We start from the raw sequence: 15656 nt of genomic DNA on the forward strand, positions 1-15656 counted from the left end.
TTTCGGTTCGTGTTCCGATTTCCGGTTCCGATGGGCGGTGCCGATGGGCGGTGCCCACCGCTAAAATAAGGAGCCTTTCAGGCTCTTTTATTGGTTAGTATCCTTCATTTTGGACAAGATCTTTATCGGCGGCCAGGTCGTTGAATGGAATGGGGAAAATATATTTTTTTGAATCGGTGACACCCAATACGGTACCTGCCCGTCCTGTCCTTACCAAGTCAAACCAGCGGTGGGGCTCCAATGCAAATTCTGCTCTTCGTTCATCCTCAATGGCTTTTTCAATTAAGGATTTATCTGTTGATGCGAAAGCTGGCACTTTGGCCCTTGTTTTCACGGCATTCAAATCCGCCAATGCGCCTGTTAAATCTGGTGTAGCTTTTTTAGTTCTTGCCTCGGCACGTATCAGATATTGCTCTGCGATACGGAAAATATAAGTCGGGTTATCTCCGGTGGAGCGCCAGTATAACAGCTGCACGTAATAATTCAGGATCGCCGATGTTGAGATGTTTTTGATCAAAATCTTTCTGTCTCCACCAGTGGCAGGATCCTGCAAAAGATTGTACAAGGAAGGTCCGGGACAAAACTGGTTTCTATATCCATCGCTCGACCACGCTCCGTAATGAGAACTTTTATCGGATGTGCTGTACGCCAGTTCAAAAACAGATTCTTTCGAATTTTTACTATTAACAAACGACGACCAGCTAATGAGTTCGTAATTGCTATCCGAGATTAATTTGGAAGCATATTCTTCGGCTTTGTCATATTCTGCCAGGTACAAATGAACCCTGGCTTTGAAGGCGTAAACCGTTTTAAGTGTTATCCTGTTTCGGTCGGTTGTTGCAGGAAGCAAGCCTTCTGCTTTGGTAAGATCTTCGAGAACCTGCCTATACACCTGTTCTTTTGAGCTTTGTTTTACGCCATCGAAATCATTAGGTGCTGTGGTCGGTTTTAATACAATCGGAACATTTCCCCAGGCTCTGGCCAGATCAAAATAGGCAAGCGAACGAAGTACATACGCCTCGCCTGAAAATTGTTTTCTTTGTGCTTCTGTAATTGATTTGCTTTCAAGCTTCTCAACTTTGTCAATTACATTATTAGCTCCATTGACAACAGTGAAAATGCTGTACCAAACACTATTCAAAAGTGTGTTATCTGAGCGGTAGGTATGTGTGATAAAAGTGGCATAATAATTCAGGGTTCCAACCCACAGATTGTCACCACCGGCAAGATATGCCGCTGCCTGATAGCCATCACCACCATAATAATTTCCGCTTTGCAATTTGTCATAAACACCCAGCAATGCAGTTTCAGCCGTAGCAGCGTCTACGATAACTGACTGATCAGAAATGGATTGCTGCGGCTCAACATCCAGAAAATAGGATTGACAGGAAGAAGCCAGCAAACCTATGATGATAAAAAGGGCAACGTTATATCGGATGTGAAATTTAAGTTTTCGCATAATATTTCAAACAGTAATTAAAAAGTAAGATTGATACCAAACTCGATGGTGCGTGGGTGCGGCGGCATAGAGAAGTCGAGTCCCTGTACCGTGGCATTTGCCGTATCCTGCGCTGTATTTACCTCCGGATCTGCGCCGGAATATTTGGTAATCGTGAGCAGGTTTGTCGCATTCACATAAACCTTGGCGTTATCAATTTTGATTTTGGAAATCCATCTTTTAGGAAGAGAATAACCCAGATAAGCACTTCTCAGGCGGATAAACGAGCCATCTTCCATAAACCGGCTGCTCTCAAAATTATGGTTGTAACTGCCATCTTCATTAGGCAAAATGGTAACTCTTGGTATGCTGGTGATATCTCCGGGTTTCTGCCATCTGTCCATCATACTTTCAAGCATCGACCAGGAAGTTCCGCGCGATCCGGCATGCTCCTGGAAGTAGCGGTTCATGTTGAAAACTTTGTTTCCCTGCGAAAAATAAAAGTTTACAGAAAGATCAAAGTTTTTGTAGCGCACAGCATTTCTCAAACTTCCGTAATAAGCAGGCCAGGCATTTCCAACAATCTGACGATCAGCTGTTGTGATCTTTCCATCGCCAGTGCGGGAATCGTCATACACTGCATTTCCTGTTTGCGGGTCAACATAAAGCTGTTTGTAAAGCCAGAAAGAATACATTGGAGATCCTTGTTCCAGTCTTACCCAGTCACGGTTATATTGTGTGAAAGAAATCGGTAATTTTTCGATGGTATTAATGTTGTGGGCAATGTTGAAACTTGTTGTCCACTCCCAGTTTTTATTGGAAATATTGGTTGAACTGATCTGAAATTCAAATCCTTTATTACTCATTTCACCTAAATTCTGGTAGGATGATGAAAAGCCGGTTTTGGCAGGTGTTGGTACAGAAAGTAAAAGATCTGTGGTGTATTTGTTGTAAACATCAAACTCGAATTTCAACCTGTTATTGGCGATTCCTCCTTCCAGACCGATGTTCCATTGACGAGTAGTTTCCCATTTCAAATTATCATTTCCAAGCTGAGCCGGAGCAACACCTGGCTTATCCAGATAGTTATTTCCTCCCGACCAAAGTCCCAGCGAAGCAAAATCCGGAATACTCTGGTTTCCCGTCCATCCGATACTTGCTTTCACCTTTAAGTCATTCAAAAACGAAACATTATCCTTGATAAAATCCTCCTGTCCAATGCGCCATGAAGCACCGGCAGACGGGAAAGTCCCCCAACGATATTTGGCTCCGAAGCGAGAAGAAGCATCCGAACGGACATTGATGTCAAAGCTGTATTTATTATCAAAACTATAATTGGCCCCTCCAAAATAAGACATGATACCGGAATTGGTAACACCGGTGGTAGAACCTGTTGTTATAGCAGCGGCTGAAATGGTTGTAAACTGCGTGCTCGGAAAATTGGTACCGGTAATGGTTGAGCGCTGAAACTGATTCTTTTGTAACGTATTTCCTAAAAACACAGACAAAAAGTGTCTTTCGCCAAGCGGCGCGGTGTAGTTTAAAAGCTGTTCAGCAATCCAGGTTTTATCTTGCGTAGTAGCATTAGTTGCAGTTCCGTTAGTTGCTTTTCCTTCTGTCAGATTGGCATTATAATAAACGGCCTCGTTGTAAAAGTTGTCATCGAGGCTCCATGAACTCTTGAACGTCAGATCGTTAGTAAGATTCCATTTTAAATAGCCATTAGCGATCAGGTGTTTCCCGTATGCATGATTGTTGCTGTTTTCAAACAAAACATAAGGATTATTAAATCTTTCACTTTTGTTGTACGAACCGTCTGCAGCGTAAATTGGCGTTAAAGTCGGGGTATGAAGTCCCGTGTTCAAAATCCCACCGGTATCCCCTGTGCGGGCAAGCTGACGTTTTGTGGCACTGTAAGAAGTACTGATACCAATCTGCACTTTGCTGTTAATATTGTGATCGACGTTGACCCTGAAACCCAGTCTTTGAAAATCTTGCAGTTTTAGAATCGAGTTCTGATTTGTTACTTCTCCGCCCAGATAAAACTGGGTTTTATCATTTCCACCAGTGACCGACAAATTATTTGACTGTTGAATTGCAGTTCGGAAAACCAGACCCAAACGGTCATAAGTACCCTGGTCCGATGGATTCCCCTGTCCGCCTTCACTCACAGAACGAAATGGACGTGTAGATGCCGGATTTCCGTCATTGATCCACTGCTCATTCATAATTTCGGCGTGCTGAGGACCTGTTGTCAAATCCCAGAGCTTTGGCGCTTTGGCAATTCCGAGCGAAGTATTAAAATTAATTTTTGTTTTCCCGCCCTTTGCACCGCGTTTGGTAGTGATCAAAATTACACCGTTCGCTCCGCGAGCACCATAAATGGCGGTCGCATTTGCATCTTTCAGCACCTCAATATTTTCAATATCCGCCGGATTGATATCGGCCATCGGATTGGTGGTCTGCCCGCCTGTTCTTACACCCTGCAACGACTGGCTGTTGATAAAAACACCATCGATCACATACAGCGGATCATTTCCTGCATTGATCGAAGTAGCTCCACGAAGTCTTACCAATACACTTCCTCCTTCTACGCCAGACCCGGAAGTGATCTGAAGGCCAGGCGTTAGTCCCTGAATCTTCTCACTAAAACTTACGCCGTGCTGGTTGGTAATTTCTGTCCCTTTGATATTTGAAATTGCACCCGTTGCAGCCCCTTTTTTCAGCTGCGTATAACCTACTACGACAATTTCATTCAGCTGCTTTTGGGACGATTCCAGTTGTATCTCAAAAAACTTACGGTTTCCGAGTAAAATTTCCTGTGTTTGAAATCCAACAAAAGAAAAAACCAGCACAGCGTCACCAGATGTATTTTCAGGGACATCAAGCTGAAAACCTCCTTCGATATTTGAGGAAGTTCCGGTGCTTGTACCTTTTAAAACGATGTTAACACCCGGAATGCCTTCACCCTTATCGTCTGTAATTTTCCCGGTAATTTTACGAAAAGACTGATTTTCCTGTGATTGAATAATTGCTGCAGCAGATTTTTCTGTCCGCTCTATCAGGACAATTTTTCCATTTTGTTCTTTATAATCCAGGTTTGTATTCTTCAATACCTTTGATAAAACATTCGCAACCGTTTCATTTCCAGTACTCAAACTAAGCTTAGTATATGGAGTTACTAGTCTTTCGGAATAAACAAAAACGACTCCGCTTTTTTCCTCAATTAAATGAAGAATTTCTTTCAACGATTTCTTCTCCGCTTTGATCGATATCTTTATTTCTTTGACAGACGTATCGCTATATTCAGAGGCATGAACAGCCCCATTTTCCAAACCTAACAGCACCGCTGCCAGTGCAATACACTTCACAGAGTCAACAAGTGCTGAAAGTATTTTTCGCATAGTTATTTTCATATTGGAACCAGTTGTAGTAAATAAATATTGTTGAATTTTGGTAGCAGACCAATCTTACTTTCTCTGGGAAAGTGTTATTACTTTCCCATTTTTCACATAGGCCAGATTTTCAGCCAAACAAAGAACTTCCAGAATATCATCCAGTTTTTCAGATGCTTCAAAAGCGGCACTGAACCTCAATCTCCCCAAATCCTGTCCTTTAAAGTGTATCGGGATATTAAATCTTTTTTCAAGAATTACAGCAATGTCACTCAGGCTTTCATTATTAATCTTCAATTTCCCTTCTCTCCAGCTAATAAAATCAGATCCACTGACCTTTGTTTTTTGAAAAGACCCGTCGTCAGGATTCAATATAACCTGCTGATTGGCAATAAGAAAGACTGGTTTATTCTTATCATCTCCCGATTTCATAACGCCAACTTTACCGCGCGTCACCGTAATCTGAGTAGCAGCCAAAGATTTGTAAGACCGTATTGCAAAAGCAGTACCCAAAACCTGAGTTTTCGTAATTCCGGCATATACTACAAATGGTTTTTCTGTATCGTGTTTAATATCAAAATAGGCTTCTCCGTCTTCCAGTGTCACTTCTCTGAGTTTTTTATCAAACTGATTGGAATACTTTAACTTACTTCCGGCATTGAGCCAAACTTTTGATCCATCAGGCAATACAAAGTTTTTTAATTCTGAATTTTTCGTTTCGATCAAACTGTAATGAAGCCGTTCAGATTCCGGTGTTTTAATGATATCTCTATTGTGATACATTAAAAACGACAATCCTAACAATAAAGCAATACTGGCTGCAACCAGAAACGGACGGGTAAATAATAAACTGGATTGCTTACTCTTCCTCGAAATGTTATTCTGAATTGCTTTCCAGCTGATAATCTGCTGTTTTACAATGTCATGTTCATCAGAAAATTCCTGTTTGGCAATATCAGAATACCACTGCTCTATCCAGGATTTTTCCTCCGGCGTACATTGACCCAACCTATATTTTTGTAAAAGCTTTCTTGCGTCCTGCCTGTTCATTATTGCTCTGAGAGATCAGATTTACTGTATGTAATGATAAGACAGTCAAGCGGCGTTATGGTAGTAGAAGAAAATCAATTTTATTTGAAATAATTTTAAAACAATGAGTCAATCAACTGATTATCAGTATAAAACATTTTTAATTGATAAATTCGATACAGGCTTGCGCAAATACCAGACTATATGAAATTTTCATGCGCAGTATTTTCAACGCATTACTGATCTGTTTTTTAACAGTTTTGTCAGAAATAGCCAGATAGTCTGCAATCTCTTTGTGAGAAAGATCCTCCTTACGACTCAATTCAAAAATTTCCCGCATTTTTGAAGGCATTTGCTTAATTTCACTTTCGATGATTTCAGCCAGTTCCTTTTCTATAACCACCTCATCAACAGACATTTCAACCGTTGACAAAAATTCCCCTAACGATGAAACGTAATGATCATGTACCCGATTGTGCTCGAACAGGTTCAAAACGCGGTTCCGCGTAGCAGCATACAAATATGACGATACACTCGTGGTTAAATCAAGCTCCCTGCCCTTAATCCAAAAAGAAGTAAATAGCTCCTGAATAAGATCCTGTGCCTCATCCTGATCTTTAAGCATTTTGAAAGCATGCTGATAAAGGCGCGGAAAATATCGGCTGTAAAGTGCTTCAAATGCAACAGTTGAACCTTGTTGAAATTGTCCCAACAACTCATTATCAGATAATATATCTTCTTTAAAAAAGGCTTTCATAATTCATTAGATTTCATTCAGGCTAATTAACTTGCCCTATCACAATACACGCTATTACATTCCCCTACGGCATTCAGGAAAAGAAAATAACGATATACAATATACGTTTACTAAATAATTGAGGTATCTACAATCAAAATACTCAAAACTGATTCGTAAAATCTTTTATACTTCTGCTTTCATATAAGCATATAAAATGAAGGTCCGTACGATAAGATATTTCCACACGCGAAAATCAATTTTAAATCTATCCGGATACTTAGGGTAATATACCCGAAGGGTTAAGCTTTTATTTTCAATCCCAGTAACATATAATAATTTGCAAACGCTACGAATGGTAACAATCGACACCACTTGTACAAATGATGTCGATTGTTACCGGTAATGTTCGCCCAATATTTTAATTAGTGATGTCCATAATTTTTTTCACCTGCGGTTATTGCTACTGCCAAGATATTCTGTTTGGGTGGAAGCGGGCAGGTTGCATAGGGTGTAAAAGCACATGGAGGATTTATTGCTTTGTTAAAATCTAAATAGGTAAAACCTTCCGCGTCCAATTTCTCAGTATACAGAAAACGCCCTGAACCGTATGTTTCCTTCTTATTTGTGCTGTCACCAAAAAGTACAAAAAAGCCTTCACCGGATTTCAATGCGTCCAGGCGATAGTCTTTTCCTTTAATATTGAAGACCAGTACTCCGGGAGAATCCTGTAGGTCTAATCTGCCTGTGATATCAATAATTGAAATTTTCCGCCCTTCTGTTGGTTCAAATTTGGCCTTCACTTTCCAGTCCTCGGATACAGGATAAGTATCAATTCCTTTAAACTCTTTTAAAAACGGACTTTCAAGATCTCTCAGACGAACTGCAAATTTGTCTCCACGCTTTATAATGAACCAGCGCAGAGATTTGTGCTTTAAAACAACAGGTTTGTCCGACGGAAATATTGTCAGTTTAGTAACAAGCTGATCGTTATTATAAATCTCAGCCTCCGGTTTTGCTTCCAGCGTGATTTGCCCATTTTCCACAACTAAGTCTCCCAAGTTAGCCGGGCTTTTATCAGGCGGAAATACAATCTTATTTTTCCCATCACCACCGAAAGAATTTCTGCCGTTTTCCAGCCAGAATAAACCTGCAAGATTTAGCCATCCATTTTCTGTTTTAAGTGCTTCCTCACGTTTTGTATGCCATTCTTTTATTTCATTTTCATAGGTGCTGTCACGAACAAAACTCAGTGAAGTTATACCTAGTATAATCAGGATAAGCATTCTATGATTAGCGATTTTAAAATTTGCAGTCATAACAGGAATGTGATTTATTTTAGATAACAAAATGAATCTGGTGAAGAGGTTACTAATTTCGTAGCCCTAAATTACTATATAATTTTAATAGAGTATGTATACTAAATGACAAATTGGGAATCCTACCACAAAACAGTTAATACCGATGCATCAGAAAGATAGTGCACACTTATGATCATATCCTTTATTCATAATGGCTAACGCGCTGCCTGGTCAGATTCCTGAGCAGGCAGCGTTACCAATTATTGCAGTAATAATTTGTTCGAGGTAATCTCAGTATTTGGCAGTGGGAAGATGTAATTGGCTTGGGACGGATCCACTGCAGGGGCGATTAAAGCACTACTTGACTTTGCCGGAAGGGGGAACAAATTTCTGAGGAGATCATTTGACCGGAACCCCTCCCCTAACAGCTCAATTCTCCTTTCTTTCAAGATTGTGCTGACCAGAGCAGACTGTGTACTGGTTGCGGATTCTGGGAAGTTATAACTCGCATCAGATCTGCCGCGCACGGCTTGTAATAAGGCTGTTGCAGTCACAATATCACCTGTTTTTGCCGCTGCCTCGGCATAATTCAAAAGGACTTCAGAATATCGAATGATAGGCATATAATCCAGAAATGGAGAAGGCTTGTTGTATTTTGTCAGAAACTGAACACCAGAAGCAGTTCTTGCAAAAGATCTTCTTGCGTCTGTCGACTTCCATTCTGTTTCTCCCCAGATTCCGGAAGGATTCAAATTATATTCTGAATTTGCGTTGAATACGTACGGGAAAGAGGATTGCCCGGTTATGTTATCAAGCTCAGTCATGGGTACAGATAAGATGGATTCCGTACTGGTATAATTTGTCGTAAAAATCTCAGTGATATTTTGAAGTTTATGAGCCACCCCGGTTGTGGCCGAATAAGGTGCCGTTGCTGAGACAATCTTTTTTGCTTCCTCAATTACTTTGGCATAGTTTCCGCTATTAAGATAAACTCTTGTTTTTAAAGCAATGGCCGTATTTCTGTGCGCTCTTGTTGTATTAAGCAGGGAGGTCGAATAGTTTAGTGGAAGGTCAGCCTCTGCTTCGTTGAGATCTTTAATTATCTGAGCATAAATTTCTGCCACTGAACTCCTTTTAAGATCGTTATTTGCTGTAGTTGTTTCAGCAAGCAACCGCAACGGCAATCCAGGAGAGGCACCCTTATCTTCATTATACGGACGGGCATATAAAGTGACCAGATCAAAGTAGCTAAGAGCTCTCAAAAATTTTGCTTCCGCTATATATTGTTTTGCAACCACCTCGGTAACCTTGCCTGGATTATCAGCAATTCCCTTGATCAGAATATTGGCATTGTTGATGACCGTATATCCGGCAGCCCAGAAACCGGCGACAAAGTTCGATCCAGAGTTAAGTGTTTGGTTCCATGCTTCAAAAGCTGTAAAGGTATTGCTGGTTCGGTTTATAAACTCCTCCCCCCTGGCCTCACTGTATGTATAATAATTACCTCCGTAGAAGTTGGCGGCTTTCACAGATTTATAAATCCCGTTTACCAAAGCCAGGATTCTGTCTGGTGTGTCAAATGCATTTGCACCACTGATTAAAGTTTCCGGTGTCGGATTTAGAAGCTCTTCTTTATCGCAGGCAGAAGTACCAAGCATTAGGGCCAGGCTCAGATAAATAGCATTTTTTCGTACTGATATATTTATTTTTTTCATGTTCGTTATGGTTGAAATATCTTCTGTTAAAAGCCTACATTAAGACCCACAGTAAATGTTCTGGCCTGGCCAATCGAGTTTTTCTCAACCCCCGGCGTAGTATTGGAATTTCCATTGACCGACGATTCAGGATCAGTTCCTTTGTATTTTGTCCATAAAAATCCGTTGGAAACCTGAGCATATATCCGAATGGAACTGATACCTTTATTAACAAAAATCGACGCAGGCAATCTGTACCCAAGCGATGCATTTTGTAAGCGAAGAAAATCTGCTTTCTCGGCATTTGTTGATACAGGGAATGATGAACCACTTGAAAGCTGGTCATTATATACCAATCTGGGCACATCTGTAACGTCGCCTGGTTTTTGCCAGCGCGTCAGGATCTCGGTTGAGTTGTTGTAAGCACGCTGATCCAAAAGTGTGGCCCGGGTTCCATTCATGACCAGATTACCTCCTGAGTAAGACAAGTTTATGCCCAGATCAAAGTTTCTGTATTTGAAATTATTAATAAAACCTCCATACCATTTTGGTAAGGCGTTGCCAATCAGGTAATAATCTGCACCAGTGATCGCCGCAGCCTTAGTACCATCCAGATACGTCCACTGGCTTTCGCCAGCACCTACAACCTGGCTGTACTGCACTTTCTCTCCTTTGGCATTGATAAAAATCCTTCGGCCATTCTCAGGGTTCACACCCTCTGTTTTTGCTCCGTACAAGCTGCCTACTGAATGTCCAACGCGGGTAACATTGGTGGTTTCATAGGAAACGTGCGTAGTTCCGACGATATCGGTATTTCCTTCTGCCAGTGCAGTCACTTTATTGTTCAGATTCGTGTAGTTCAATGATGCATTCCAGGTAAATTCACCTTTACGGATCAGGTTCGCGTTGATACCTATTTCAATGCCGCGGTTATACATCGATCCTACATTTCCCAAGATAGCGTTTCCGGGGATACCCTTGGAAACTGCCTGAGGTGCACTCAATATTAAACCGTTGACATTGTTGTTAAAATAGGTCAGCTCAACCTGAATTCGGTCATTCAAAATACCCAGATCAGCTCCGATATTTGTTTGATCACTGGTTTCCCAGCCAAGCGCTGCGTTTCCAGCCTGCGAGATCGCAGAGGTTGGCACATTGCCGTAAAGGGAACCACTGTACAGTTCAAGTGAACTGTAAGAATTACTTAAATTTCCATTTCCAACCCGCCCCCAGCTTGCACGCAACTTCACGTTATTCAACACCGAAGCAACACCTGAGTTTTTATAAAAATCTTCTTCAGACAATGCCCAGCCTCCTGAAATACCACCAAAGTTTCCATATTTTTTACCGGTACCCAAGGCTGAGTTCCCATCGCGTCTGAAATTCAACGTCAGGAAATATTTTTTGTTTAAATCATACGTGATCCTTGAAAAATAGGATAAATAAGCGCGCTCGTTAATATCATTATCCGATGCTGTAATGGAGCCCCAGTTTCCCTGGTAGTTTTGATAAAACGGATCAGAGGTTTGGGTGCGCGTAGCTCCCCAGGATGAGTTGTTGAATTTCTGAATATCATACCCGGCAAGCACAGTAATGGCATGTTTCTCCCCGAAAGTTTCTGAATAATTCAAAGTGTTTGTCCAGTTCCAGCTATCTCTAACAGCAGAAACGTTGGCAACAGAACCCCTGCTTGAAAATCCGTTTCCTTGGACAGGACTGTCAAAACTTACGTTATCTGTACGCAAACGGTCCACTGCATACGACGTATTAAAATCCAGGTTTTTTAAAAGTTTAGCTGTCGCACCAAAGCTTGCTATAACCCTGTCATTTTCAGAAGTATAACGGTTCAATTCTAAAAGCGCAACAGGATTACCAAAGTTACTGACCACTTTATTATTGCCCATTCCGATTGTATTAGGACTGGCTGTGCTGATATTGTATGTCCCATCTTCGTTGAAGGCTGGCACGTTTGGAGGCAATGAAATCGCCAGTCGGGCTGCGCCTACCAGAAAGAAGTTAGAGCCTGGAAGTGATCCGGCATATGGCGACAAGTTGTAGCTGGTGTTATACGATACACTACCTTTCAGCTTCAACCAGCTGTTGACCGTCTGGTCGATATTAAACCGTACTGCTTTTCTTTTAAATTCATTCTCTTCCAGAAATCCGTTTTGCTTTGTATAATTTGCCGAGAAGTAATATTTTGTGTTTTCCGTACCACCTGAAACATTGATATTATGGTTTTGAGACACACCCTTTCTATAAATATAGTCATACCAGCGGGTATCAATCGTCGATCCGTCTGATCGGGTATTGGGGAAAAACAAGGCCGAAGCAACGTTATCGTTATTTGCATTTCCGCCTAAAATCTTTGCAGTCAAAACCGCTTCATTTTTAATGGCGATGTACTGATCAGCATTTAAAAGCTTCGGTAACCGGACCACCTCAGATACACCCGCCCAGGTCTCGTAAGATATACGGGGTTTGCCGGTTTTGCCTCTTTTGGTAGTAATTAATAACACTCCTGCCGCGGCACGTGACCCGTAAATTGATGTCGATGCTGCATCTTTCAGTACGTCAATAGACTCGATATCAGCCGGATTAATGTCGCCCAAAGGGTTATTGGGTACCGCTGTGCTGGAAGAAACGTTTCCAGTGTTGATAGGGATTCCATCCACGACCACCAATGGATACGAGCTTAGTGAAATAGAATTTACACCGCGAATCCGGATCACCGGCGGGTTATTCAAAACTCCGTTGGGCTGTGCGATGCTAACTCCGGCTGCGCGACCGGCAAGTGCCTGATCGAAACTTTGCACAGGCTGCTCTTTAATAGCCTCCCCTGAGATTCGAACTGCTGACCCCGTAAATTCTGCTTTTGCCTGGGTACCATATCCTACAACCATAACTTCACTAAGTTGTTTTGCATCAGTAAGGAGCTCAATATCAAATCCTGTCTTATCATTAGCAGATCGTTCGATGGAGCTGTACCCTATAAAAGAAAAAACCAGTGTTGCATTATCGCTTACGGTTATAGTAAATTTTCCATCCGCATTTGTGATGGTTCCGTTGGAAGTTCCTTTTTCAAGTACAGAAACACCTGGTAAAAATCCACCCGATTCCTTATCCCGAATGGTGCCGGAAATGATTTTCTCAACTGTTTTTAATTGGGCTTTAAAAGTCTTATCCTGGTTAGCTGCATCTATGCTTTTTGCCAGGGAAGTATCCGGAATTAAAAAGATGGTAAGTGGAATAATAAAATGGACAGGCCTTATTTTCAAGGTTTCCCGCATTGTCGCGTAGAGATTTTTTTGCATTTTTTTGAAGGTTAAATAATGAACAATCCAGTCGACTACCGGCATGCTTATTAGCAAGGCTTAAAGTTCAATGTACGTAAGACTAAACCAACTCAATAATTGGCTTAGCGATAAAGTTTAATTTCTGATCCGACAGAAAATAAGATTGATTTTAAATCAACAGCAACAACTTTGTTTGCAGAAGGGTAAACATGAAATGGCTTCCAAGAAATAAATAATGCTGGAGTGTAAATGTTGTGATTTCATAAATGTTATGATTTCATAAATGACTCCTTACCTACAGGTGGCTTACAAGTAAAGATTATTAGTATAGTTAATATATAGACAAAGTAAATTAAAAAATTTATTAATGCCAACATTGTCGCTATTTTTTCTGCTATAATTTTTCAGCAGCGAATGTTAATTACAGATGCCAGCACCTTAGTAGCGCGCATTCGTTTAATGATTGCTTTTAACCCACTCTTGTCAGATGTTTCTACAACCAAAGTCCCAACAAAGTCTTTCCCTGTAAGTCTGAAGTTGAGATATTTTATTCTTGCACCATTAACAGACTCAACCGTAGAAGTGATTTTGTAAAGATTTACCTGGTGCGGGTAAATGATATTAAGTTGGTGTGTATTCATTTTTACCGCCGGTTTTAGGTTAACAGACTTCGTTTGCAGTATGCACAAAATACTTCCATCAGTAAATTAAAGGCGTAATTAAGCTGGCCCACCCCTTTTTTTATTTTCTTGAAATCCAGTCTTTTTTTACAAAAGCGCTCTTGGATCTAATGTAAGCAGATGAACAAATATCTTCCGTACGAGAGATATGTGTCCGTATTGATCCTGTCCGGAATTCTGCCCGGCTATTTGTTTCCAGACAAATGTCGTAATTCCATCTGCTTCCCACTATCACTTCTTTGGTTTTAAAAAAACGGGATGATAATTCAATCGTATCACCTTCTGTAACTGTGAGATCGAAAAAACCGTCGCTTCCCGTTACAACACCTTGATTGGTTCCTTTCACCCAAACAACAATTCCAGATAATAAATCGCGATTTTCCGCCGAAGTAACGATCCCTACGACCTCTTTGCTCTGGGCATAAACCGGGATAGTCAATACCAGCAATAAAGCTGACATCAGATATTTTCTTGTATGATAAATTAATTATAAATGAGTAAAACTATTTTTTACGGAACCTGTCATCAGTCAGCGCTTCCAGGAAAGCAACGACATCATCAATTTCTCCCTCCGATAAGTTAAGCGAACTGCCAAGAGACAGATCACGATTGATGCTGTTTTTGACGAACTTGTCAGGCGTGTTATAGTACTCCACCACCTGGCGCAGGCTTTTAAACATGGCATTGTGCATATAGGGTGCAGTGACCGCGACGTTACGCAGACCGGGTATTTTAAAGACGCCAATATGCGAACTATCCGACGTTATTTTAAATCTGCCGGGATCTGTAAGTTCTCTTCCATTAAATAATCCTATGCTTTTGAAGCGGTCGGCGGTAAAATCCTCCCCAGAGTGGCAGGTTGAACAATTGGCCTTACCGATGAACAGTATACGTCCTCTGATGGCTGACGGAGACATAGCCTTATCATCTCCGTCCAGATACCGGTCATACGGAGTGTTCGTTGTTTCCAGTGTTCGTTCAAAGGACGCAATAGCGCTTAAAACGTTTTTGCTATTTACTTCGCTTTTGAAAATTCTTTGAAATGCTGCACTGTAAAAATCATTTTTTCTGAGCCTCTCAACGGCATCATCAATTGGCAGATCCATTTCATCACGGGCGGAGAGCGGACCCAGGACCTGCTCTTCCAGCGAAGACGCCCTTCCATCCCAGAAAAACTCGGTCCTGCCTGATAAATTGGTCAGTGACGGACTGTTGCGTGGAAGTAAAGTGCCCTTATCTCCTTTACTAAAGGCAGCTGAATCTGCAAAAGCGAAGTCAGGAATATGGCAGGAAGCACAGCTGATGGCCATGCCTTTGGATAATATGGGATCGAAGAACAGTTTTTCCCCAAGTTGCTCTTTTGTCAAAACTTCATTTTTTTCTTTTTGGGGCTGAAATGCGACAGTAAAAATAAACACTACCGCACTCAACAATACCATCAAGTATTTTCGTGTCCTGAACATTGCTCTCTTTGTATTGTTGTGAAACTAATTGACCTGGAACGATTCTTCAAATGGAACGCATATGCCGTCTATGCTGCTACATAAAAGCCCTTTGATCTTACCTGTGATAATGAAATCTTTTTTTACCAGTTTGATTTTTTGTCTGAATTCTGCCTTTTCAGTAAAGTAGGTGTAGGCGACATCCCAGGTCGGATCGACTGTTTTTTTCGGTTTTACTGGGGTAATATCGCCAACAAGTTTGTAGGCTTCATTTTTTTCGAAAACAAAGGTTGTCGGCAACGGCCCGATATCACCCTTGAAATCAGAGGAGTAAAGTTTCCAGTTTTTATCAATATCTGCAAAAAAGATCACTTCAGATTCTTGACCGGCTTTCGCAGCATTATTTGAAACAGAAACTTTCCATCTTGAAATTTCCTTATCTTTCTGACCAAATGCCAGCGTAGACAAGAAGAAAAAAAATACAATAAAATTTGGGTATTTCATATTACTGAAATTTAACTGGCTTAGTATGTCTGGCTTCCGTGTCGGAAAACCCAGAGCAGATCTGAAAATTTAGAAAGGAATTAAACAACTGCAAAGATCATTCAGGTCCCTGCAGTTGTTTCAGAATACTTCGTACTTAGG

The 15656-nt window shown here is 41.1% G+C and carries 11 protein-coding genes; all 11 read right to left on the minus strand.

Annotated elements, in window-relative coordinates:
- Window positions 1–94: 94 nt before the first annotated feature.
- The 11 genes from BMY70_RS15145 to BMY70_RS15195 all read right to left on the minus strand — a co-directional run bounded on the left by BMY70_RS15145 (window position 95) and on the right by BMY70_RS15195 (window position 15515).
- Window positions 95–1459: a RagB/SusD family nutrient uptake outer membrane protein gene (locus tag BMY70_RS15145; RefSeq protein ID WP_090336272.1), complete on the minus strand. Its 1365-nt coding sequence runs from the start codon at window positions 1457–1459 to the stop codon at window positions 95–97.
- A 17-nt stretch (window positions 1460–1476) separates the two neighbouring features.
- Window positions 1477–4842, minus strand: coding sequence for a TonB-dependent receptor (locus BMY70_RS15150; RefSeq protein WP_177197033.1), 3366 nt, complete (start codon window positions 4840–4842; stop codon window positions 1477–1479).
- 66 nt (window positions 4843–4908) lie between these two features.
- On the minus strand, window positions 4909–5883 hold the full coding sequence (locus tag BMY70_RS15155; protein ID WP_090336277.1) for a FecR family protein: 975 nt from the start codon (window positions 5881–5883) through the stop codon (window positions 4909–4911).
- A 139-nt stretch (window positions 5884–6022) separates the two neighbouring features.
- Window positions 6023–6619: an RNA polymerase sigma factor gene (locus BMY70_RS15160; RefSeq protein ID WP_090336280.1), complete on the minus strand. Its 597-nt coding sequence runs from the start codon at window positions 6617–6619 to the stop codon at window positions 6023–6025.
- Window positions 6620–7023: 404 nt separating this feature from the next.
- The gene (locus BMY70_RS15165; protein ID WP_229209619.1) at window positions 7024–7917 is read right to left on the minus strand and encodes a DUF1684 domain-containing protein; all 894 of its coding nucleotides are present in this window, start codon (window positions 7915–7917) and stop codon (window positions 7024–7026) included.
- A gap of 242 nt (window positions 7918–8159) precedes the next feature.
- Entirely contained in the window at window positions 8160–9614 is a 1455-nt protein-coding gene (locus BMY70_RS15170; RefSeq protein WP_090336281.1) for a RagB/SusD family nutrient uptake outer membrane protein, read from the minus strand.
- A gap of 26 nt (window positions 9615–9640) precedes the next feature.
- A complete protein-coding gene (locus tag BMY70_RS15175) occupies window positions 9641–12907 on the minus strand; it encodes a SusC/RagA family TonB-linked outer membrane protein (RefSeq protein WP_229209620.1) in 3267 nt (1088 codons plus the stop codon).
- A 386-nt stretch (window positions 12908–13293) separates the two neighbouring features.
- Entirely contained in the window at window positions 13294–13530 is a 237-nt protein-coding gene (locus tag BMY70_RS15180; protein ID WP_090336283.1) for a hypothetical protein, read from the minus strand.
- A 100-nt stretch (window positions 13531–13630) separates the two neighbouring features.
- Window positions 13631–14029: a carboxypeptidase-like regulatory domain-containing protein gene (locus BMY70_RS15185; RefSeq protein ID WP_090336285.1), complete on the minus strand. Its 399-nt coding sequence runs from the start codon at window positions 14027–14029 to the stop codon at window positions 13631–13633.
- 43 nt (window positions 14030–14072) lie between these two features.
- Window positions 14073–15032 (minus strand): cytochrome-c peroxidase, encoded by a 960-nt coding sequence (locus tag BMY70_RS15190; protein ID WP_229209621.1) that lies wholly within the window; start codon window positions 15030–15032, stop codon window positions 14073–14075.
- Window positions 15033–15056: 24 nt separating this feature from the next.
- Entirely contained in the window at window positions 15057–15515 is a 459-nt protein-coding gene (locus BMY70_RS15195) for a protein-disulfide reductase DsbD domain-containing protein (protein WP_090336292.1), read from the minus strand.
- Between the last annotated feature and the right edge of the window lie 141 nt (window positions 15516–15656).

Source organism: Dyadobacter koreensis (assembly GCF_900108855.1).
Taxonomy (GTDB): Bacteria; Bacteroidota; Bacteroidia; order Cytophagales; family Spirosomataceae; genus Dyadobacter; species Dyadobacter koreensis.

Excerpts from the sequence above, each read along its gene's own strand:
- BMY70_RS15145 (WP_090336272.1), bottom strand. The coding sequence starts at position 1,459 with ATGCGAAAACTTAAATTTCACATCCGATATAACGTTGCCCTTTTTATC.
- BMY70_RS15150 (WP_177197033.1), bottom strand. The coding sequence starts at position 4,842 with ATGCGAAAAATACTTTCAGCACTTGTTGACTCTGTGAAGTGTATTGCA.
- BMY70_RS15155 (WP_090336277.1), bottom strand. The coding sequence starts at position 5,883 with ATGAACAGGCAGGACGCAAGAAAGCTTTTACAAAAATATAGGTTGGGT.
- BMY70_RS15160 (WP_090336280.1), bottom strand. The coding sequence starts at position 6,619 with ATGAAAGCCTTTTTTAAAGAAGATATATTATCTGATAATGAGTTGTTG.
- BMY70_RS15165 (WP_229209619.1), bottom strand. The coding sequence starts at position 7,917 with ATGACTGCAAATTTTAAAATCGCTAATCATAGAATGCTTATCCTGATT.
- BMY70_RS15170 (WP_090336281.1), bottom strand. The coding sequence starts at position 9,614 with ATGAAAAAAATAAATATATCAGTACGAAAAAATGCTATTTATCTGAGC.
- BMY70_RS15175 (WP_229209620.1), bottom strand. The coding sequence starts at position 12,907 with ATGCAAAAAAATCTCTACGCGACAATGCGGGAAACCTTGAAAATAAGG.
- BMY70_RS15180 (WP_090336283.1), bottom strand. The coding sequence starts at position 13,530 with ATGAATACACACCAACTTAATATCATTTACCCGCACCAGGTAAATCTT.
- BMY70_RS15185 (WP_090336285.1), bottom strand. The coding sequence starts at position 14,029 with ATGTCAGCTTTATTGCTGGTATTGACTATCCCGGTTTATGCCCAGAGC.
- BMY70_RS15190 (WP_229209621.1), bottom strand. The coding sequence starts at position 15,032 with ATGTTCAGGACACGAAAATACTTGATGGTATTGTTGAGTGCGGTAGTG.
- BMY70_RS15195 (WP_090336292.1), bottom strand. The coding sequence starts at position 15,515 with ATGAAATACCCAAATTTTATTGTATTTTTTTTCTTCTTGTCTACGCTG.